This window comes from Priestia endophytica (genome assembly GCF_026790145.1).
Classification (GTDB): Bacteria; Bacillota; Bacilli; order Bacillales; family Bacillaceae_H; genus Bacillus_I; species Bacillus_I endophytica_A.
The window spans coordinates 14,150-36,467 of the sequence record NZ_JALAMS010000052.1; the positions used below are offsets into that span (position 1 = coordinate 14,150).

General features: G+C 36.1%; 21 protein-coding genes and 2 pseudogenes. 10 read left to right on the forward strand and 13 right to left on the reverse strand.

Translation table 11 applies throughout. The features are described 5' to 3' along the window. Positions 1 to 790: 790 nt before the first annotated feature. The 5 genes and pseudogenes from MOC86_RS24585 to MOC86_RS24605 form a co-directional block, all read right to left on the reverse strand. Positions 791 to 1,891, reverse strand: coding sequence for a GerAB/ArcD/ProY family transporter (locus MOC86_RS24585; protein ID WP_268586543.1), 1,101 nt, complete (start codon positions 1,889 to 1,891; stop codon positions 791 to 793). Then, on the reverse strand, positions 1,892 to 2,041 hold the full coding sequence (locus MOC86_RS24590) for a hypothetical protein (protein ID WP_268586544.1): 150 nt from the start codon (positions 2,039 to 2,041) through the stop codon (positions 1,892 to 1,894). Positions 2,042 to 2,071: 30 nt separating this feature from the next. Continuing rightward, positions 2,072 to 3,167, reverse strand: a pseudogene (locus MOC86_RS24595) (GerAB/ArcD/ProY family transporter). A 26-nt stretch (positions 3,168 to 3,193) separates the two neighbouring features. After that, on the reverse strand, positions 3,194 to 4,429 hold the full coding sequence (locus tag MOC86_RS24600) for a Ger(x)C family spore germination protein (protein WP_268586545.1): 1,236 nt from the start codon (positions 4,427 to 4,429) through the stop codon (positions 3,194 to 3,196). Continuing rightward, on the reverse strand, positions 4,419 to 6,041 hold the full coding sequence (locus tag MOC86_RS24605; RefSeq protein ID WP_268586546.1) for a spore germination protein: 1,623 nt from the start codon (positions 6,039 to 6,041) through the stop codon (positions 4,419 to 4,421). Before MOC86_RS24605 ends, MOC86_RS24600 begins: the two co-directional genes overlap by 11 nt. A gap of 130 nt (positions 6,042 to 6,171) precedes the next feature. On the opposite strand from MOC86_RS24605, the gene MOC86_RS24610 reads away from it, so the two are divergent. The 6 genes and pseudogenes from MOC86_RS24610 (at position 6,172) to MOC86_RS24630 (ending at position 10,777) form a co-directional block, all read left to right on the forward strand. Continuing rightward, on the forward strand, positions 6,172 to 6,402 hold the full coding sequence (locus MOC86_RS24610) for a hypothetical protein (protein WP_268586547.1): 231 nt from the start codon (positions 6,172 to 6,174) through the stop codon (positions 6,400 to 6,402). Positions 6,403 to 6,585: 183 nt separating this feature from the next. Next, positions 6,586 to 7,377 (forward strand): DUF4046 domain-containing protein, encoded by a 792-nt coding sequence (locus MOC86_RS24615; RefSeq protein WP_268586548.1) that lies wholly within the window; start codon positions 6,586 to 6,588, stop codon positions 7,375 to 7,377. Positions 7,378 to 7,645: 268 nt separating this feature from the next. Continuing rightward, positions 7,646 to 7,822, forward strand: a complete 177-nt coding sequence (locus tag MOC86_RS27565; RefSeq protein ID WP_419146678.1) for a GerAB/ArcD/ProY family transporter — start codon at positions 7,646 to 7,648, stop codon at positions 7,820 to 7,822. A gap of 890 nt (positions 7,823 to 8,712) precedes the next feature. Then, positions 8,713 to 9,627, forward strand: coding sequence for an Rpn family recombination-promoting nuclease/putative transposase (locus MOC86_RS24620; protein WP_268586549.1), 915 nt, complete (start codon positions 8,713 to 8,715; stop codon positions 9,625 to 9,627). A gap of 179 nt (positions 9,628 to 9,806) precedes the next feature. Next, positions 9,807 to 9,914: pseudogene (locus tag MOC86_RS24625) on the forward strand (transposase); the annotation flags it as partial. 182 nt (positions 9,915 to 10,096) lie between these two features. Further along, on the forward strand, positions 10,097 to 10,777 hold the full coding sequence (locus tag MOC86_RS24630; protein WP_268586550.1) for a DUF421 domain-containing protein: 681 nt from the start codon (positions 10,097 to 10,099) through the stop codon (positions 10,775 to 10,777). A 729-nt stretch (positions 10,778 to 11,506) separates the two neighbouring features. Here the strand turns inward: MOC86_RS24630 and MOC86_RS24635 are convergent. From MOC86_RS24635 to MOC86_RS24645, 3 genes are all read right to left on the reverse strand, one after another. Next, positions 11,507 to 12,451: an alpha/beta hydrolase gene (locus MOC86_RS24635; protein ID WP_268586551.1), complete on the reverse strand. Its 945-nt coding sequence runs from the start codon at positions 12,449 to 12,451 to the stop codon at positions 11,507 to 11,509. A 1,079-nt stretch (positions 12,452 to 13,530) separates the two neighbouring features. Then, a complete protein-coding gene (locus MOC86_RS24640; protein WP_419146679.1) occupies positions 13,531 to 14,418 on the reverse strand; it encodes a diacylglycerol/lipid kinase family protein in 888 nt (295 codons plus the stop codon). 78 nt (positions 14,419 to 14,496) lie between these two features. Continuing rightward, positions 14,497 to 15,399 (reverse strand): YegS/Rv2252/BmrU family lipid kinase, encoded by a 903-nt coding sequence (locus MOC86_RS24645; RefSeq protein WP_268586553.1) that lies wholly within the window; start codon positions 15,397 to 15,399, stop codon positions 14,497 to 14,499. Between the two features lie 191 nt (positions 15,400 to 15,590). Here MOC86_RS24645 and MOC86_RS24650 point away from each other — a divergent pair, with 191 nt between their 5' ends. The 3 genes from MOC86_RS24650 to lgt all read left to right on the forward strand — a co-directional run bounded on the left by MOC86_RS24650 (position 15,591) and on the right by lgt (position 18,815). After that, entirely contained in the window at positions 15,591 to 16,814 is a 1,224-nt protein-coding gene (locus MOC86_RS24650; RefSeq protein ID WP_268586554.1) for a zinc-dependent alcohol dehydrogenase, read from the forward strand. 31 nt (positions 16,815 to 16,845) lie between these two features. Beyond that, positions 16,846 to 17,934, forward strand: a complete 1,089-nt coding sequence (locus MOC86_RS24655) for a class II aldolase/adducin family protein (RefSeq protein ID WP_268586555.1) — start codon at positions 16,846 to 16,848, stop codon at positions 17,932 to 17,934. Positions 17,935 to 18,014: 80 nt separating this feature from the next. Continuing rightward, positions 18,015 to 18,815: a prolipoprotein diacylglyceryl transferase gene (gene lgt, locus MOC86_RS24660; RefSeq protein ID WP_268586556.1), complete on the forward strand. Its 801-nt coding sequence runs from the start codon at positions 18,015 to 18,017 to the stop codon at positions 18,813 to 18,815. A gap of 219 nt (positions 18,816 to 19,034) precedes the next feature. Here the strand turns inward: lgt and MOC86_RS24665 are convergent, their stop codons facing one another. After that, positions 19,035 to 19,187 (reverse strand): transposase, encoded by a 153-nt coding sequence (locus tag MOC86_RS24665; protein WP_419146680.1) that lies wholly within the window; start codon positions 19,185 to 19,187, stop codon positions 19,035 to 19,037. A 406-nt stretch (positions 19,188 to 19,593) separates the two neighbouring features. Here MOC86_RS24665 and MOC86_RS24670 point away from each other — a divergent pair, with 406 nt between their 5' ends. Continuing rightward, positions 19,594 to 20,148, forward strand: a complete 555-nt coding sequence (locus tag MOC86_RS24670) for a YkoP family protein (RefSeq protein WP_268586557.1) — start codon at positions 19,594 to 19,596, stop codon at positions 20,146 to 20,148. Positions 20,149 to 20,450: 302 nt separating this feature from the next. Here the strand turns inward: MOC86_RS24670 and MOC86_RS24675 are convergent, their stop codons facing one another. The 4 genes from MOC86_RS24675 to MOC86_RS24690 all read right to left on the reverse strand — a co-directional run. Further along, positions 20,451 to 20,729 carry a hypothetical protein gene (locus tag MOC86_RS24675; protein ID WP_268586558.1) on the reverse strand — a complete coding sequence of 93 codons (279 nt, stop codon included), beginning with the start codon at positions 20,727 to 20,729 and terminating at the stop codon, positions 20,451 to 20,453. Between the two features lie 230 nt (positions 20,730 to 20,959). After that, entirely contained in the window at positions 20,960 to 21,820 is an 861-nt protein-coding gene (locus MOC86_RS24680) for a DUF421 domain-containing protein (protein WP_268586559.1), read from the reverse strand. 32 nt (positions 21,821 to 21,852) lie between these two features. Continuing rightward, positions 21,853 to 22,059, reverse strand: a complete 207-nt coding sequence (locus MOC86_RS24685) for a DUF1657 domain-containing protein (RefSeq protein ID WP_268586560.1) — start codon at positions 22,057 to 22,059, stop codon at positions 21,853 to 21,855. Positions 22,060 to 22,071: 12 nt separating this feature from the next. Beyond that, positions 22,072 to 22,318, reverse strand: a 247-nt coding sequence (locus MOC86_RS24690) for a SpoVA/SpoVAEb family sporulation membrane protein (RefSeq protein WP_268586561.1), incomplete at its 5' end; no start/stop codon positions are given.

Consider the following 22,318-nt stretch of genomic DNA (forward strand, 5'->3'; position numbering starts at 1 on the left):
GGTAGTGTAGAGGGCACTGATTCTAACTATAAAAACCTTATATTACACCACTTTCGACGTCTCAAAAATCCCCGTTTAGGATATATAGATTTTGAGACGTCTTTTGATATATTTTAGACATTAAATAAAGGATATAATAAGCAAAAATGAAGTTGTCTCAAAAACCATGATTTTTAGGACAATTAAGCTGTAATCCCTTTTTTCTAAATGTGAAATGAATAAATACTTTATTTTTTATTCATTCTTGAGAAGATCTTTTGGTCTCCAAAACCTTATATATCAACAATGTATGAATAATTACGTAAAGAAAAAAATTGAAAACGTAAATCTCTTGTCGTTCAAAGGATCTGCGCCTTGTTAACTTCCCCAAATTTCAAAGAGGGAAGTTCATTAGTTATTTTAGCAATCAAATATTCCTGTGAACTATTATTCATTCATTCATTTATTTATTTTCTTCAATTTAAAGTATGCATACGTGCTTAAAGTAATGGTAACCAGCACTAAACAGGTAAGTGGGAAAAGGACAGTGTTAACGAAATGATCATAAAACCAAGTATACATAAAAATCACCTCATCGTTCGTATAGAGAGAAAGGGATATTTTTAATCGTATCCCAACTCCCTACCTTTTAAGAAATTTATTCGTTATAAACCTTTCTACATTTTGTTTATTATCATTTAGTATGTAAAGGGCTAGACAAAAATATGTTAGTTCTAATAGATGTGGTTAATCTTGATCGTTTAAATCCGAAATTAAACAATAGTGACTTCAATTTCAGCAAAATGATGCATTATTCTCTCTTCTTCTTCCTGTTTTTCAAGAAAGCAACAAGAAGAAGAAGGAGAGGAATAATCACGAAGAGAGGAATATGTAGAACAAAAATTGCTGTCTTCAGTCCCTCACGGATATGTTCTTGGAAATTGCTTGCAATCGTGATGGATAAGAAAAGAATGGCTATGCCTAAAGGATACGATAGTCGTGAAGGCGATTCAATCTTAAATAAATTAGCCGTGCCTATGACAGCCGCATAAAATAACACGCTAACCTTAAAGAAAATACCAATCACTAAGGAAATCATAAAAAACACATCAAGACGTTCTAAGAAATCAGCGACTTGGATGCTTTGTACAGTACTAAGAAGAGGGAATTGTGAACGTGCTGTCAAATCTACCCCAAGCACACTAACATTAATGATCATCGTAATCACCAAATTGATGCCACTTAATCCTGTTGCACATAACATCGTCACTTTGGCCTTCTTAGGATTATTCAAATACGGCAAAATCATCGTAATCACAATAGCTTCTGCAAACGGAAAATATAAGGTTTGAGTAAAGACAACTTTTAAGATGGGTAACATACCTTCTTCAAGTACTGGTTGTAAGTTGGTGAAATCGATTAAACCAGAACTCACAATTAGAATAAACCCAGTGACAGCAAGGATATACATTAATATAAAAAGGACCTCGCCTGAGCGCACGATAACCTCGATTCCTTTTCGAACCATATAAATAATGACGAGAATTAATAGAGCATTTGCGATAAATAAAGGCGTATCAGGATAGGCAAAGGTTAGTAACATTTCCCCAAAATCACGTAGAATTCTTGATGCATCATACATAAAGTAAAGGATGTAGATAAAGGCAAGTACTGTTCCCATCACTTTACCTAGGATTTTTTGCATGTACTCCGTAGGCAAGAGATTTGGATAATAGAAGTAAAGCTTGTGATAGATTAAAAATAAAACCAAGCTGCCTATCATTCCAAGTAGAATCGCAAGCCAAGCGTCCTGTTTTGCGTCCATGGCAAGAGGTACAAGTAAAGAACTCCCTAGTTCAAACAGTACCATTAAAATAAATAGCTGACTGGCACTAATTTTTGCTTTTTCCATTCATCTTGCACCTCCTTTTTCCCACTTTTGATTTTCTTTTATACCCGAATATTTTGTAAGCCAGCGCAACGCACGTATGCTTCTACTGTGATGTGTATATTTAATTCTAGAAAGCACCCATCGCTCTATTCCAATTTTAATTTCACTCATATTGTAAGAAAGTCCCCCGTGAACCTATTATTATCTTTGCTTCTTCTTGTTTTTCAAAAAAGCAACAAGAAGAAGGAAAGGAGGAATAATAACAAATAGAGGAATATGAACAAATGATGCTATTTTTAGTCCTTCATGGAGATGTTCTTGGAAATTGCTCGCAATTGTGATGGATAAGAATAGAACAGCTATGCCTAAAGGATACGACAGCCGTGAAGGTGATTTAATCTTAAATAAGTTAGCTGTACCTATGACGCCTGCATAAAATAAGACGCTAATCTTAAAGAAAATACCGATTACCATGGCAAGCATAAAAAACACATCAAGCCGTTCTAAAAAATCAGCTACTTGGATGGTCTGAACGGTACTAAGAAGAGGAAATTGTGAACGCGCAGTCAGATCAACGCCAAGCACACTAATATTAATGAGCATCGTAATCACTAAGTTGATTCTACTTAACCCTGTTGCACATAACATCGTCACTTTGGCCTTCTTAGGATTATTTAAATACGGCAAAAATCATCGTAAACACAATAGCTTCGGTAAACGGAAAATATAAGGTCTCAGATAATGTGACTTTTAAGGTTGGTATCAAGCCTTCCTCCAGTACAGGTTGCAAGTTGGTAAATTTAATCAAATTCGAACACACAATCAAAATAAATCCGGCAACCGCCAGGATATACATAAAAACAAAAAGCAGTTCTCCTGATCGAGCTATGACCTCTATTCCTTTTCTGATGGCATAAATAATGACAAGCATTAATAATGCATTCGCGATAAATAAAGGAGTGTCAGGATAGGCAAAAGTTAACAACATTTCACCAAAGTCGCGTAGAACTCTTGAAGCATCATATATAAAGTAAAGAATGTAGACAAAGGCAAGTAAGGTTCCCATCACCTTACCTAAGATTTTTTGCATGTATTCTGTAGGTAGAAGATCGGGATAATACGAATAAAGTTTATGATAGACTAAAAATAGAAACAAACTGCCGATCATTCCAAGTAAAATTGCAAGCCAGGCATCCTGCTTCGCCCTCATGGCAAGGGGCACCAACATAGCACTGCCCAGTTCAAACAGGACCATTAAGATAAAGAGCTGATTGGCACTAATTTTGGCTTTCTCCATTCCATTCAATTGTCACCTCCTTTTCTTCACTTTTGATTCTCTTTTACACCTGAAAGAAACGACTTGTTTCGTAAGCCAGTACGACGGATATAGGCCTCCACGATAATATCTACATTTAATTCTGGAAAATACACCTCGCTCCATTCAGATTTTATTTTTTTCCATTCGTTTGGTCTAGAACGGTGGACGACTTCACCGAATCCAAGGATATCTGTTTTGTTTTTCTGCGCATGTTCAATGGCTTTCTTTAGCTCTTTTTCAATTTCTTTACTCAAGGATTGTTCGATCTTTGTAATGACCTTTGGATTGGTTATATCAACAGGAACCTCTATTTCACCGATGTTTCCTTCAACACGTGCATGAACAGAAATGCGAGGGTGACCATTCTTCATTTGGGCAGACACCTGTGTTTTTTGACGGACGGTTTGATAGGCTATCGCTTCTTTTTTTCCTTCCCAATTAATATTAATATCAGTTCCTTGTATTTTATCTAAAATCCATACCGTTCCTCTTGCTGTTTTTCCATACAGCCAATCCACCAACTTTCCTTGTTTTAAAACCGCAATTCCGGAAGCTCGAAGCGTTGCTTCAGGCGCACTTTCTTGAAGGTTCTCTAACTTCTGTGCTTGTTTAGGGCTCCCCACTATACGAAATCCAGATGCGACGGTTTCCTCTCCAGAAGACTGGAGTCCTTTCATGACATCTTGAAGTGAAACTTTCACATCCTCTCCCCATTGTCTTTCTGTAAATTCTAAGGTTTTCAGCACTTTATTTGCTGGAATCTTATCAACAGGAGTTAATGCTTTAACCAAATCTGCGGCAGTTGAACCGTTAGCAATGACTAGAGTGGAGGTCGTTCGAAACTCAGGATCTCGATCAAAAGCATCCATTAATACCTCAACCCCTTCTTCTCCTGCAAGCCTCTCCCCCACGACGACTAAGTTTGTATGGGCATAATACAATCTCCGAGAAATTCTGCTTGAAGCCCGTCTGCTTGCTTCGACTATATTTTCCCCCGAAGCTGAATAGATGGTAACAGGGGGACTTTGCATACCGCCTCCACCTCCACCTCCTTCTAAGCCTCCAGCCACGTTTCCAGGGTTGATAATTTGCAATGTTATGTTGTATCGGCCATCTTTCGTTTTATCTACTCCCATGGCTGCCACGATAGCAAGGTCTGTTAACTCCTTTTTACTCCAACAACTTGTTAGTAAGACGGTCACCGTCATCATTAATAAAAGAACAGTCCCTTTACGTTTCACTGTTATCACCTTCTTCAAAATCCCGATTCACCATACCACGCGATGAAGGAGGGGAAGGCTGCTGGTTCGTTCCTTCACGACTAGTATTTGCACTTATTAATCGTGGTCTTTTTCTAAGTGTCCACCATGGTAATCGCACAACCGTATCTTCATTGTTTGTTGGTATGAAAGGAGCCAGTGGTGCCATATAAGGAATGCCAAATGAACGTAAACTACATAAATGGACTACTGTCATGAGAAGTGCCAGAATAATGCCGTAGAAGCCAAATATTGCTGCACATATCATAAACAGAAAACGGAGTAAGCGAACAGAAATGGCCATGGAAAAGGAAGGTGTAGCAAAATTAGCAATCGCCGTTAAGGATACAATGATGACCATGGCTGGTGACACGATGCTAGCTTGAACGGCAGCTTGTCCAATTACAAGGGCACCGACAATGGATACAGCTGAACCAATGGCTTTAGGTAATCGAATCCCTGCTTCTCGCAAGATTTCAAAGGTAATCTCCATAAGAAGAGCTTCCACGAATGCTGGAAAAGGGACGGCTTCCCTCTGTGCAGCAATCGCTACGATAAGCTGTGTTGGGACCATCTCCTGATGAAACGTTGTAACAGCAACATAAGTAGCTGGCGCGATAAGGGAAATGATAAACATAGCAACGCGTAAAAGGCGAATGGATGTCGCAATATCGAAGCGAACATAATAGTCCTCGGCCGATTGGAAAAATTGAATAAAGACAGCTGGCGCAATCAGCACAAAAGGCGTTCCATCAACGAAAATCGCAATTCGACCCTCTAGGAGATTACCTGCCACTATATCGGGTCTTTCGGTGTCGTAAATAGTGGGGAAGGTGGTCATCGTTTGATCTTCAATAAATTGTTGGATATAGCCTGATTCTAAAATGCTGTCAATATCAATGTTATGTAATCGTTGGCGAATTTCTTCAATGACTTGATCATTCGCAATGCCATGTATGTACATCATCGTTACATCTGTGTGGGTTACACGACCGATTTTCATAGATTCGACCCATAAATCTGGGCTTTTAATAATTCGACGTATCATGGCTGTATTCGTCCCGATAGACTCTGTAAATGCTTCTTTTGGACCGCGTACTACCATCTGAGTACTTGATTCGGTAATGGCACGCCTCTCCCCACCTTTTGTATCTACACTCAGTGCTTGATTTGTTCCATCGACTAGAACAAGGGTATCGCCCGCCAATAAGGATAAAAACAAGTCATTCCAGGTATCAATAGATGACACATTACCGATTGTAATCATATCTTCGGAAATCAGATCGAGTGCATTGTGCTGATTCAATGTTTCTTTATGATCATCTTTCATTATGGATTGGAGTAAGAACTCTTGAATGGATTGATTGTCTACAATTCCTTCTACATAGACAATGGCTGTCTTAATATCGAAATTTTCCCCCATTTTCAATTGACGAATCACAACGTCTGAACTGTTTCCTGTTTTCTGTTTAATCGTATCGAGATTCGCTAATAGGGAACTGTGCATATATTCCACTGAGTTGTTACCAGATTGATTTTCAGCATCCTGTTCATGGTCCTTTTTTAATTTTCGGTCTTTAAAAAACGAAGGCATAAATCAAGGCACCTTTCCTTTAGTTTCTATTACTTTAACCACATAAGGAATTTTTATGTAAATCTTTACAGAATAAATCTGTATGATATTAAGGGAAAGGGAAGACCCTATTAAGTGGAGCGTGATAAGTATGAAAATCATAGGTGTTTCCCTGTTAATAACGGGATGTTTAATAGGATTATCTGTAAGTATCGATATTTTTCAAGGCTTTGATGTTTCTCAAGCATGGTACAATGCTGTAAATCCTTTTCGTGTGATGGAAGTTGTAGAATTATTTGTACTCTTTTTTCTTCTCCTTCTATTTTTTGCTGAGTCTGCCTACATTTTTATAAAAAAGAGAAGGAGAAAAAGAGGAAAGTAATTATGTATAAATCGTAATCTTTCAAAATGAGAAATGAGAACAAAGTTAATTTGGTCCGGGTCGAATCCAACCATTCTGCTTGCAATTCAAAAGGAAAACAATATGTAATTTCTATGTATATAATAATTGCATTATTATCCATAATAGATTTGCAATGAATTTTAACAGAGGTGAGTCTAAATAATGAGCCGAGAATGGGCGATTGAAATCTATCAAGATGTTTTAGATGGAAAAGTGAAGCGCTTTCCCAATAAGTTTTTTTCAGGGGAAGAAGGAAAAAAGTATATGAGGTATATGACATGTTATCTACTTGAAGAACGATTATCGATTCCAATTCATGAAATTCCTATAAGAGTACAGGCAAGTATACTATGGTCCCATCGTCTAAAACCACCTGCCATGATCTATGGTTGGAATTATTATGATGTAATCGAAAATGCTTATCCGGGACGATTTAAACCGTGGGAGTTTCAACAAGTCCCTCATAAATATTGGCACGGAAAAGAAGGGAAAAATCGAGCAGTTGAGGCAGTTAAGCATGTAATAGAAAATGAACTGAATATTCCTATAGAAGAAATACCCTTACACGTGAATCTTCATTTTTTTAAAAAATATCATTTATATGGCGTCTTCGATATTTTTGAACAATCTCCATTTCAAGTTATTCAAACTGTTTATCCAGGTGTATTTAAACCGTGGCAATTTGCGAATGTCCCACTGAATTGTTGGAAAGATCACGTATCTATTCAAGAGACGATGGACTATTTTCTGTTCCAACAGCTCCGTTTTTCCTCCTATGAAGAAGCATTGGTAAAAGTAAGGAAACAACACTTTTTTGATTTCCAACTAACGGGTTTATTACAAAGGGTTTTTGACTCCCGGATGCAGAAGGTTAGGGAATGGATAAAAATAAGCATGAAGAAAGAAAAGAAATCAATAGAGAAAAAAGATAGTTACATGTTCATAAGTAAATGATGAGAAAAAAGGGGGAATTCTAAAAAGAAAAGATGAAGTATTGTCCTACATGACTTGGTTTCACGGTAAATAGGCGATTTTCTGAACACAGCTCTTGCAGGATTTAAATTCCTTTTTATGCATTCTTGATAATCACACAGATTAAAATCTGAATTTTCTTCTTCATTTAATTTCAAAAGTCATATCAAGATCTATATATCTTAAATGGTTTTTTCGGTAAATATTAATAATTGAGTGCTTGTTAATGTTATATATACAGTAAACTACTTTGCGGTTCATAGCAGAAGTCCTGTCACTGGGCCTTATAGAAAGACTAGATGCGATTGTTGTGTTTCCCTTACTGATTACAGCACTTTTCAAACCATCTATCCTTTTATATGCTACGATAAGGGGCATAGTTGATTTGTTCAAGTTAAACCATGACAAAAAAATTATTTTACAATAGGGATAGTCCTCATTTTTTCTCATTGTCCATCGCTTCCGATTATTCGGAGCATAGAACAAAAGGTTTTGTCAATGATTATACTGCTATTGTACCCTTCATAATTATTCCCTTGTTAATTTTTATTGTTACCGTAATTCGTAATGCATTAAAGGAGAAAGTTAATGAATGATAAAAACTACAGATTGGAATAAACGATCAACCTTTAGTAAGGGGGTTCCAAGAACCATTTTTAGGGTTCCATTTTTATATGCAGGATATTTAATTATAAGCGTGAATACTCATCCATCAACGGTTCGGATTGCTTTATAATCCCGAAAACAATGATTGAAACAACATCTATGTTTCCAAATAACTATTTTTCCACTAGGAACCTCCTCCTTATATGCCGTCTGGTGTCCAGAAAAATAAGGTTTGAACATTCAACTTCAGTTAAGGTCTCCCAACACAAAAAAGCCGATTGCTCCTACGCTAAACAGGAAGATATCCTGGTTCTTCGAAGTTAATATAAAGGAAACGATCTTAGGCAAGTCTCTTGCGTCACATGTTATCTCGTTACTATACAAATATATGTTACCTTTAAGTATTTGACATAACCGATAAAACTCTACTATCCCTTCCATAGTCCATGATTGGGAGGAAACCTTCCATGATAATATCTGCTTCATTCCTATACCCCTACTTTCATTTCTATTTACGATTCAATCATCTTAATCCTATTACAAATAGTAGTGTAAGCGCACTCAACGATAATTATAATATTATATAGAATCGAATAACCATAAAAGCATAAGAGTTGTAAGACAAACTATACGCGTCCTTAAAAGTATACTTAAGAGGAAAAAGTAAAACTCATGTTATACTAAAGAAAAAGAAAAATCACGGAGGATATCATGACAAAGCGATTAGATTTACGTGTCGATTTTGCTTTTAAATCTCTTTTTGGAACGCATGGAAATGAATCCATTTTAGCTGCTTTTTTAAATGCAGCTCTACGTTTACCAGAGGAAAAGAACATTACGACCGTTCACTTATTAGATCCACATTTTAATAAAGAATATCAGGAAGATAAACGATCCATTCTTGATGTTCATGCTCAATTAGAAGATGGAACCCGTATAAACATTGAGATTCAATTGAATAATAAACATGATATGGAAAAAAGTACGCTTTATTATTGGTCTAAGATGTATAGCAGTCAGATGAAGGAAGGAATGGACTATGGGGAGCTGTGTCAAACCATTACCATTAACATTGTGAACTTCCGTTATTTATCTCATATCAATCATTATCATTCCATCTTCCAGTTATATGAACGTGAAGAAAAATTGTTACTAACAGACATGTTAGAAATTCATTTTATGGAACTTCCTAAACTTCTCATTAAATGGCGTAGAAAAGAAGTCGATCCTCGAGAAGATCAATTAGTAAGATGGTTATTATTACTTGAAGCATCGGAAGATGAAGAAATCACTCAAATACTGGAGGAGATTGCGATGCAAGAAGATCAAGTATTGAAGAAAGCCATAGACGAATGGGAACGTGTGAGTCAAGACCCCGAAGTCTTACTGGCTTATGAAGCGAGAAGAAAAGCTTTATTGGATGAAAAATCAGCATTAAAACGAGCTGAAAACCTTGGAAAAATAGAGGGAGAAAAGATAGGGGAAAAAAGAGGAGAGAAGAAGGGTGAAAAAAAAGGAGTCTTGAAAGTTGCTTTAAGTATGATTCAAGAAGGAATGGATAATAAAACAATAAGTAAACTGACAGGTCTTACACAAGAGGAAATTGATAATCTCCGTCATCAATAAGTTTATCTACAAGCTGAAAGGATCTTTATTAAAAGATCCTTTTTTTATTTATGGAAAAGAAAACCCTAGGCTAGACCTAGGGTTCTAAAAAGCTTTCAGCGTGGTATTAAAAAAACTCCTCCGTATGCTAAAATATTTTTGGTTCGTCAACCAAAATATCAGCATACGGAGGAGTTTTTATGCCAAAAGACACTAATAGTTTAGCACACACAACTTGGAATTGTAAGTATCACATCGTATTTGCCCCGAAGTACAGAAGACAAGTCATTTATGGGAAAATTAAAAAGGCCCCTGTCTAATTAAGGATGGAGCTTTTTTCCTTTAGATATCCATAATTATTGAGACTTCTACTGATACCGTTATTCTGTTATTGAGATACCTTGTCTAACGCTTCCTTTAGACTAAAACGTTTGAGAGAATTTAAAAATGTCTAAGATATGGAAGTACTTAAAAGAAGGAGGTATCCATGTTGAATCCCTATCTTTCTATGGCAACTGAGTTAATTATTGGTTTCTTTGTATTGTTTGTTTTAACTAAGCTATTAGGTAGAAATCAATTTTCTCAAATCACCCCATTTGATTTTATCTCAGCTTTAGTTTTAGGGGAATTATTAGGAAATGCCGTATATGATGAGGAAGTGAACGTCCAAAAAATCTTATTTTCTATAACAATATGGGGAATTTTGATCTTTTCCACTGAAATGCTTACTCAAAAATTCAAAAAGCTCAGAAAGACATTAGAAGGAGAGCCAACTATTGTCATTCATAAAGGAATGCTTAAATATGAGTCTCTAAAAAAAAGCAAATTGGACCTTAATCAACTTCAAAATTTAGTCCGCCAACAAGGATATTTTTCCCTGGAGGAAGTAGAATATGCCATCTTAGAAACGAACGGCATGGTCAGTGTTCTTCCAAAATCTTCATACGATATCCCTAAAAGGAGTGACCTAAATCTGCTTTCTAAACCGGCTAATTTACCGGTTACTCTAATTATAGATGGTGAAGTCGTTTATGATAATCTGAAGGAAGCCGGGTTTGATGAAGAATGGTTAAAAGGTCAATTAGCCGCAAAAAATGTGTTTGATTATAAAGAAGTTCTATTTGCAGAATGGCGGGAAGGTAAACCATTTTATATAAGAAAGTATGCTTAGTCTTTATAATAAAATTTTACGTTAAACGACCACCCTCTAAAGCAGGTGGTCGTTTAAGAATTTATGTATCGTTTCACGGTGAAAAATCTTTTAATGTATAGAAAGCTCAAAATGTTGATTGGATAGGTCCTTTATTCAAAACAAGCTGAATATACATCTCCTATGCTAAAGAAACCAATAGCAGCCGAAATAGCTTCTGAAGCTGTGCTCCCCGTCCTTCTTTTTTCACTACGTAAGAAATAGACTCTGTAGTACTAAGTCTTCTTTGAACACTATAGTTTTACGGTATCATTACAATGACTGTGATTATTGGTAAACTTTTCAGTGTATCACCTTATAGTTTTCCATATATAGCAAAATACTTTGCGGTTCATGACACGAACCCTGTCACTAGGCCTTATTGGATTATTTTTTATAAAAAAGTTTGATCAAAATGTATCACTAATAATACATTGGATGTAAAAAATACACTAAATGGCTATCTTTTTAGAAACAGGGACTAAAATTCATATTAAGTGACAATAAAGTTGTTTAATTTTCCCCTTATTAAAACTGATAACACCGTCCAAATAACTCGAACGGTGTTCAAAATAGTTGTTTAATTTTTAAAGACCTGTACTCATTTTACTCATAATCAGTAACAATAAAGTCGTTTAAAAACCAGACTATACTATCCGCGATTTGTCGGCAGGACCCATAAAGAAATAGATTTCTTTTCGTGACTATCTCTCAATTGGATATGATGGTTGCGACATCTTGAATCGCCTTTCTACCCGCTATACTGATGCCGGCAAGTTGAAAGAAGCCGTGGTTTACTCCAAGATACCTTCTACATTGTGCCTCAACACCTGATTCCAACAAACGACGATATAACGCCTCGCCCTCATCGACAAGCGGATCAAATTCAGCAGTAATAATGTGGGTTTCTGGAAGACCTTCAAAATCATCACGGTTTAACGGACTCGCTTCCGGGTGATCAGGAGGCAGATTTGATAAATAGGCATCAAAACCAGTAAGTAAAGCGTCTCGAGTAATCACATAATCATCACCAAATTTTTTATAACTGTTGCTTGTACCTTTCGCATCAAGCATTGGATAAATGAGAACTTGTCGTTTTGGCATCCAACGCCCTTGTTTTTTTAATCGTAGACAGGTAACCAGAGCTAAATGCCCTCCTGCACTGTCGCCAGCAATTGTAATGTTGTCTGGGTTTCCACCCCAAGATAAGGCATGTTGGCTAACAATATCAGAGGCTTTAAAGGCATCATCATGAGCAGCCGGATAAACATGCTCCGGTGCTAATCGATACTCAACGGCAATAACTAGAGCGCCCCCTAGATTAGATAACAAACGCATTTGACGATCATGGGTTTCGAAATCACCGCTGACAAAACAACCTCCATGATAAAAAATCAAAATTGGAAGATTCATTTGTTCCGATGGTTTGTATATACGAATCCGTATGCCGTCAATAGTTTGTTCAAAAATATCCCATACCGGGACTGCTTCTCCGGCTAAGTCAATAGTACTCAAATATCCTTGCCTACGCTCTTGGATACTTTGCTTCCTTGCCGAGGGACGCCCACTCTCGATAAATTGTACAACCAGTTTTCGAATACCTGGCTCAAGATTGTTTAGATCTGTCATTTTCAATTCACTCTCCAAATTTTTCACAAAGATATTGCCCCACAACCTCATTTTGTCAACAAGAGAAACACACGTTCGATTACTTTAATTGTAATCGATATCGTGCGTTTTTTAAACAACTTTATTGTCACTCGACAAATACATTCTTAAGGAGCATTTATTGTTCTTTCTATGGGAAATTCCATATAAAAATAGAAAAATTTTAGAATAATGTCTTTAAAATATATGAATTGTAGTATTATGGAGGGTTTTCTGTAACTTGGGGATAATGGATATAGGTATGTCTATACTAAGAAACTCCCCACTTATAACAAGTTACAAGATGTTATATAGGGAAACCTTGAATAAGTAAAAAAGTTCATAAAGGTATACTTTTACGGACGGTATTATCAGATTTGTGAACGATAAGAAAAAAACTAAACGTTAGAATTCGAGATAAATATCTGATTCATTTGCGTTTTGTCGTTCAGTTGCTGGTTCTGGGCCTTGTTTACGATTGATCGAAGTCATAGTTGGTTAAAAACTGAACTAGAAAAACAACAGGTTGCTATTGAGATTATCTTTCTTGGTCAGATGGATTCTTACAGACAATTCCTTACCTATTTTCATAGGAAAGGATGACCTTTTTCAAGCTATTTACGCCCTAAATCATGTTGGAGGAGATATTAGTCTAGATCTGTTTCAGCCTAATTTTAAATGTATAAACAGGAAGTGTACTGGTCATATTAAAAAAAATTATTATTTTAGGAGTGATAAGAATGATTAGGGGGTTTTATCTTACATTAGAACTTTTAATTTTCCCTTTATTATTTCGCTGAGCAGTTAATGATACAAACGAAGCGTGTAATGGTAACGATGAAATAACAATATTCGTAGTATTCAGTATAATCTAAAAATCAAGAAAGGAGTTTTTCATACAGATCATGATTGAAATTATAAAAGGTATTATTGGAACAATAAACAAAATGATCGAGGCATTAATAGAATTTGATTATGAAGAGGCTTTAGAAGAAATGAAAAAAAATAAATAGCGTTTTAATATGAAAACCCTTATTTTACCCGAAACAATGAAATAAGGGTTTGTCTTCTTTTTGGTTAATTATTTCTCAAATAACATATAATGCACATGGTTCAATTCTAATTCGGGCAGGAGTTTGGCCAATCACTTCCCCATCTCCATGTACCAATAATGGAGTTGGGGAATAAATTTCTAATTCTTTTCCCCTTATTATTTTAATAGCAGGGGAGGCTGTATGATTTCCTTTAAAAACTAATGGAAATATACGTAAAAAATCCAACTTAGACATTCCTTGTACAATACATATATCAAATAAACCATCATTGCTTTCGGCCTTTGGGCAAATAACAAGACCTCCACCATAAAAAGGTAAATTGGCCACTGCAATTAGCCACACCTTTGGAATCTTGTATAGCTTCTTATCAATCATTATCGAGATATCCTTAGGTTTATAATGGAATAATACATTTATTGCACTAATGATGTATGAGATTTGACCCATCCGGACCAAATTAAGTAATTTTTTATATATGGAAACATTCGCCTTCTGAGCCACCTCCCCATCAAATCCTATTCCTGCCACTGTACAAAAGTATGTGGAATTTACAAATCCGATATCGATGACTTTTGGTTTCCCACTTAGTATACGTCCTAACGCTTTATCATATTTTAATGGTATACCTAGTCCTCTTGAAACATCATTTCCTGAGCCAGCAGGAATAATTCCTAAAGGTATATTCGTACCGACTAATCCATTAATCACTTCATGGATCGTCCCATCGCCACCTACTGCAACAATTACAGTCACTTTTTCCTTCTTAATAAGTTCTTGAACTAATAAAGTGGCGTGTTTTGGTTTCTGTGTAAAATGAACACAATAATAAACATTTCTTTCTTGAAGCTTTTTTTCAATTTGATACCAAACTTTAAGAGATCTTCCATTACCCGAAACTTTATTAACAATAAAACAATACAAACATCTCACCTATTCATGAATTTTTAACAAAATTATAGCCTAATTTACTTATGAATATACAAGCATAACAAGGCGTTCTTACTTTGAAGTTGAACTAAAGACATGAAGATGCTGGGGCAACACCTTAAAATGCAGACTTTTTACATCAGCTTTTTCGCCATCAAGATTGAGAGCGATGGCCTCTGGAATCGTAAAATGACCAGATTTTATTTTAGTATGATGTATTATTGACGTACTGTCATGAATGTTGAGCATTTTTGTAAGTAATGAAAAAAACAACTGTAATCGATTAGTTTTTTTACAAGTGAGAAGATGAAAATAACCATCATTATGTGTTGAATTCTTAATAAGACGTTCAAAAGGACCAACAGAGTCTCCATTCATGATTAAAAATAAAGAGAGTTCAGAAATTACTTCATTGGTGGAAACATCAACAGAAATAGTATTTAATTGTTTTGTTAAAAAAAATGTTTTAAGAAAATGAAGGCAATAGGCCCATTCACCAAAACAAGATTTGAGGAAAGGAGAAGTTCTATAGGTAATATCCGACAACCAACCAGCTGCTGCAATGTTGACAAAGTATCGGTTTCCAAATTTTCCAATGTCAATTGGTTTTGTATTCCCTCTTTCAATAATTGAAAGAGCTTGTATATTGCAAGACATACCTATATACTTTGCAAATTCATTACTCGTTCCAAATGGGAATATCCCTATAGTAGGTCTATATTCTTCTTCCGCTAAGAATTGGAGTGATTGGTTAACAGTGCCATCTCCTCCAGCAATAAAGATCGCATCCCATCTATTTTGGCATGCTTTTTTAATAGGATTATCGATGTTTTTTAACTCAGTTATTTGATGAACAGTTAATTGATACCCCATTTCTGAGAGTTTTTTTAATAGCATCGGAAAGGCTTTATGAGATATCTTTTTTCCGGAAAATGGGTTATAAACCATTAATGCCTGTTTGTTTATTGTATTCATAGTTAAATCCTCCGTCCGATCCATAAGACCTTAAACATTATAACCACAATACTATTTTTCTCTTTTTTCACTTCAAAATACGTTTCTTTTTCCAAGAAAAAAATTTCCCATATTTATCAAAAAATGAATAGAAAGGTAATGTTCATGAAAAACTATTACATAAAATCGTTGAAGAAACTAGGTGATATGTGTTGAAAGCTTTGCAATTCGATTATAAAATACCCCACTATATCTTTAGCAAAATAATCGGGAGTTTTATTCCTTCTGTTTATTGGAATTCTCGGATATCTTGTTTACGTTTTCACGAACAATCGGAGCCAGAGCTTCCGAATGAAAATTGGGTGAAAGTAAAGGTGAAATATGGCGGTATTTGTGGCAGTGATCTTAATCTTCTTTTTTTAAATGATAGTCCTACTACCTCACCATATGTATCTTTTCCATTCACAATTGGCCATGAAATCGTAGGGGGAATTGCGGAAGTAGGTGCACAAGTTACTGGATTAAATAGGGGAGATCGAGTTGTTATAGACCCAATTCTGTCGTGTGTATCGAGAGGTATAGAACATCCTTGTCCCGCATGCCTTAAGGGTAATTTTAGTTTGTGTGGATATAAAACTGAAGGAAAACTGTCACCAGGTTTGTTAATAGGAGCTTGTCGTGACACAGGTGGCGGATGGAGTTCGTATATAGTAGCTCACAAAAGCCAAGTATTTAAACTCCCAACAGCTGTGAATGATTTAAACGGCGTGATGATAGAGCCTTTTAGCTGTGCTTTACATAGTGTTTTAAGGAATCCACCAAATAAAAATGACACCATATTGGTCATAGGAGGAGGAGTGATTGGGATATGTGTCATTGCGGCTATTCGAGCACTAGAAATCCCGTGCAGAATTGTTACCTTAGTGAAACATCAATTTCAAGCTGAGTTAGCGTCCAATTATGGGGCGAACAATATAATCCAGCTTAGAAAACAAACTTATGTCGATGACTTAGCAAAATCACTTAAAGGACAGGTATTAAAGCCACTTTTTGGTCCTGAGGTCATACAAGGAGGTGCAGATATTGTCTTTGAATGTGTTGGAAAAAAACAGAGTATCCATGATGCACTTCGTTTTTCTAAAAGCGGTGGAAAAGTTGTTCTGTTAGGTCTAGCCGGCATAATGGACGGAATCGATTGGACGACAGTTTGGCTTAATGAGTTAGATGTCAAAGGAAGCTTTGCTTATAGTACGGAGGTGTTTCAAGGAAAAAGCACACGAACGTTTGACATAGCGATTGAATTAATGCGTGCTGGAAAAGTTGATCTATCACCATTGGTTACTCACCGATTTCCAATAGAAGATTACCGAAACGCTCTTGATACTGCTTCAAATAAGAAAAATCGTGCAGCAATCAAAGTGGTGTTTGAACCGTAACATTTTTATAGAAATTAGGAGGAAGACAAAAATGAAGAACTTTACTATAACAGGCACTGAAAAAACTCCTTTTCTCTCATGGTATATGGAAGGGTTAAAGGAAAAATTTACAACTGAAGAATACGAGTATTGTGAAGAACCAGTCGATGATATTAGGATTGTATTTAATGTGATCGGACAAGAAAAACCACGTCCATTTCGTAGAAAGGCACAGGCGACTTTTGTCATATCTATACTAGAGGTAAATGAAGAACCGGAAAATATATTTGAAGCTGCTTATCCATACCTAATTCGATCTTTAGCGAACCATTTAATTTTCATCGTACACAATAAGGAAAAAACAGATGTTTATTTTATTACTCCTGAACAAGGATTTTACAAATTAAGTTATCAAAGGGAAGAAAAAGAAGACTTTTTCCAAAAGGTTTATGAAAGATTAGAACCGGTCGCATCGGCTCAATTAGTCATTGACAATCATTTTGTAGATAATTTGGATCAAAATTTATGGAATGGTAATAATATTACACAAAAAATATACGTATCAGGCAAAAAATTAGATGAAATGAATTTATTACCTGCACCCTTTCCACTTGAAAAATATTTGTCATCTCGTGATATGCGTCAGTTAAAAAGATTATATGGCATAGGCGGTCTTAGCTATGGGAATCTAAGCAGCCGACACGATGATAAAAGCTTTTGGATGAGCGCTAGCGGTGTCAACAAAGCTAATATGCGAGTGATTGGCCAAGATATTTTATATATCAATGGGTTTAATTCGAAAAAAAATGCAATGGAAATAAGTGTTCCTCCTCGTATTTCTCCAAAAAGAGCGTCGGTTGATGCAATTGAACATTGGATGATTTATAAAGAACATCCAAAAGTGGGGGCAATTGTTCATATTCATGCATGGATAGATGGTGTAACTGCAACGGAAATTAACTACCCTTGCGGTACGATTCAATTGGCGGAAACTGTAGCAGATCTAGTACGAAATACCGATGATCCATCTAGGGCAATCATTGGACTTAAGAATCACGGTCTAACCATTACAGGTCGTGATTTAGATGACATCTTTGAACGTATTGACGGACAAGTCATGTCCCAGGTGCCAAGTGCATAAAAAGGTGTGATTTAGATCGAACAGATTAAATATTGAAGGAAATCTGATGTTTAGAGACTTTTATGATGAGGAGTGAGAATATGGAAACTACGATTGAACCGATCGACAGGGTTGCGATCAATCTCGGCCCGTTCCAAATTTACTGGTACAGTGTAATTATCATTTCCGGCGCCTTTATTGGCCTGTGGCTCGCCATGCGTGAAAGCGAGCGACGTTTTCTGCCGAAAAATACCTTTTCTGATCTCGTCTTTTTTGCGGTTCCAATTTCTATCCTATTTGCACGCGCTTATTACGTGATTTTTGAATGGGACTATTATTCCGCGCATCCCAATAAAATTATGGCTATCTGGGAAGGCGGACTAGCCATGCACGGTGTACTAACCGGTGCTGTATTGACGATCATAGTGTTTGCGAAGGTACGAGAAATTTCATTCTGGAAAATTACTGACATTTTGGCACCAAGCCTGATTCTAGCTCAGGCAATTGGCCGCTGGGGAAATTTTATCAATCAGGAAGCCCACGGGGGACCCGTATCGCGGGAATTTCTCGATAATCTGTATTTGCCCGATTTTATCATTAACCAGATGTACATAAAAGGGACGTATTATCACCCGACGTTTTTATACGAGTCCCTTTGGAATTTTGGTGGATTTATCGTGTTGATGTCTCTCCGACGGGTAAATTTAAGGCGTGGTGAGTTATTTTTGACATATATCATATACTACTCATTCGGGCGTTTTTTTATCGAAGGAATGAGAACGGATAGCTTAATGCTTACTGAATATTTGCGAATGGCGCAAGTCATTTCTGTCGTATTAATCTTTGTGGCAATCCTGATAATCTGGTACCGCCGAAAAAAGGATATGCAGATATCCGTTTAGATAATGTCATGTGATTAGAATAAGGGATTGCTATAAGAGATAGGTTGTTGTCTCATATTGTCTAGAAATACAATCCAATAGGTATCTCTGCTCGGCTGGGTAATTAACTATTTCATTTATTCATTTCCCTTAATAATCCCGGTTGCTTATTGAGGGAATTTACTATGTGTACAGTAACAATAAACCAGCTAATCTTAGTGGGAAATGGGATTTATAATCTCATGATTGTTGGTATTGTTTAATCCATTTATCTAGGGCCGAAGGCGTTAAATCATACTCTCGACAAAGATCAGACCGACTTTTTCCGTTCTCATAAAGTTGAACCATTTGAAGTTTAAATTCCGATGTAAATGTGCGACGTGAACGAGGCATAAAAACGCTCCTTTATCTTTTGGTTATCTTTAAGTGTACCTCCCCTCATTTTTATTGTCCAATTAAGTGTAGCTTATCCAGGCATAACTAAGACATTGTGTTAGTTATGCCTGGATAAGTTTTTTTGGATAAATCCCTTACAAGTTACTTAACATTTCGACACTACAACCGGCCGTTTAAAAATATTGAAGAGAAACTCGAATAACTTTTGTAGAGGTAACAAAAGTTCAATTCCCCTAAACTATATGTTAAGTAATAATAAAATGATTTAAAACCTATCTCCCCTTCATTTATTCATCCGTATAAATTAACTTTTTTAAGTAACTATATAAAATAGTGACTCAGTATCAGTCTAAGATTATATAGGAAAGAAAATTCGATATAAATAGAGAGGTGACACAATAAGATGAAAAGAATTGTTTTATATATGTGGATGGTATGGGAAAACCTTTATTATAGGCTCTTTCGTCTGCAAATGATGACAGGAAATGAACTGTTTTTGTTTAAGCCTACGATGTATCACGGTAATCCACTTTATTTATCTGATGGAAATATCATAACAGAAGGAGACGCTGTACTAGAACTCCACTTTAATAACAGGAAGTTGTTAGAGTTATTAAGGTCCTCTCGTTCTTCTTTTCATTTAGCTAAGTTGTTAATAACATCTGCTGATTATTCTCTGAAACAATTATGCTCTGTCTTCCAATCCCCCTCCTACCAACAGGTCAAAGCACTTTATGGGGTTTCTATTTTATATCGAGGAGCCTATCAGTATGGGTTCTTGACCTATGATTTACCAAAAGGACTCATAACGTCTATAAAAAAAAGGTATTTACAAACCTTATTATGTATTTTTCACCCTTTGGGATATAAAAGATTAACACAACGGAGAGAATTATTAGTCCCCAAACTCATCATTATTTCATCTGAAGAATTTCGCAAACGATATGACCATGAATAGTGCCCCCCTCCTAGGAGGGGAGATGAGCAACCTATACAAACCTCTTTCAAATGAATATAACCTTTAATATGTATCATAGATTGCATTAAAATAAGGGATATACACTTACTTATTGTACATTCCTTATTTTATTAACATAATACATACTGGCGGCAGTTTCCAACTCTGCACAACAGACTTCTTTCATAGTGTTAATTCCGTTCATTTTAAACTGGTTAGCTAATCATTCTCCACTCCAATCTGACTAATTTGTACTGTGAAAGTTGAGCACCTTACTCCAACTTATTTTGAACGGTTATTTCTTAAAATAGTCTTCTTGGATACAGGGATTGAATCTGCTCTAAATCGCATAATAATACTTTAATATCATTTTGAGACAGATAAACCGGCATTTGATCATAAAGAGTAATAATTTGACCATCGTTTTCATTCTCGTGATTTTTCAAATAATTATATAAAATATTTAATTGGTTTTCATTTAGAGTGGATTCAGTGAAGAAGTGTTTAACTCTTTGTAAGGAGAAAATATTATTCTCTTCATCAAATTCACCTGAAATAATATGTCCATCTATGTTTGGCATATTGACTACTCCTAACATGTCTTTAATTATCCTGATGGCATAAGATAAAGAGCCTTATAAATCATGATAAAAGTTATCTAAGGATGTCTAAATTATATACCGACAGAACTATTCAATTCCTTTTTCTTGGCTTAATGGGAACGTGGGATACTCCCATTTGAAAGAAGGCTTAATTACTTTAACAGCTTCTTTCTTTTTTATAATGAATGACGTTGTAACAGAAATAATGATTAACTTCTTAAAATAGGACCCACTTTATCAATAGTCTCTTGTAATTTTTCGCTATTTTTGCTATACATATGCTTGGCTTCCTTTACTTCTGTTCCAAGGGCAAATAACTCTAAGTCCGCCTGACATTTTTTCAATGTTGAAAGCATTAACGGCTTTTCTTGAGGAGGTGGGACTTGAAGTTTATCATCAAAAAGGTCAATCGTTAATTGTCCATAAGAGTCCACTTGCCCCAGAAAGACATTTTCAATCGTAACCCCTTGTTTTTCTAGCTCTGTGTTCAACCAACTCCGGCTCCGACCTGCTGTAGATAACGGCTCATCCAATATTTCGCCATCCATAATGACGGTCTGAGGTTCCTTAATGGGAGCAACCTTTATGTTTACATCTTTCGCGGTTACAGGCTGGTTTTCTTTCTTTAGCAATACGCTCAAATCACCCGTTGGCTCTAGTGCCGCAAATTCGACATCTGCTGCCTGAAAGACATTCTTCTTCCGAAGCAATTCCAACAACTCATCGGTTGTATATTTTTCCTTTTTTAAATTATCTTCCATGATCTTGCCGTCCTTAATAAAAACCGTTGCTTTCCCTTCTATAAAATCACGAAAACCTTTACTTTTTAGCGAAAGCAAACCAGCAAGAAAAGGGATGGCTGCAAAGATAACAATGCCAAGTATCCCGTTAAAAATGTTCCGTTCCAGTCCCGTGATCACTTCTGCTCCTATGCTACCGATAGTAATTCCTGTAACATATTCGAAAAAAGAAAGTTGAGACAGTTGTTTTTTTCCTAACCATTTTGTAATCAAAAACAGAACAACAAGAAAGATTAATGACCTTACGACTATATCTAACCAATCAGGCACTGCTTAACACCTCTCATAAAAGAATGTTGATCTTAAAAGCCTTTGTACTGAGATTCCTCTCGTTCCAACTCTCCCACACGTTTTTTTAGATCCGTTACCACTTCATGCACGACCATCATCGAATCATGCAACGTGCGTTTCGATTCATGGTCTTCCGTCCTTAAGGCTAAACTGGATAAACTAGCTTCCATCCCTTTAAGATTAGCCAAACATTGTTTCACTTCTGATGCGATTGTCATCTTCTATCCTCCTTATCCTTTTGGTTTAAAAAGTATAGCGCCAAGCATTCCGAAAATAATAGCAGCTGAAATCCCTGCACTTGTCACTTCAAACATCCCCGAAATAACACCTACTAACCCATGTTTTTCGGCTTCTTGCATGGCCCCGTGTACAAGAGAATTTCCGAAACTTGTAATCGGAACTGTAGCTCCGGCTCCTGCAAAATCGATAAAAGGTTCGTATAAACCCACCCCATCTAGGAGGGCGCCAAGGACCCCA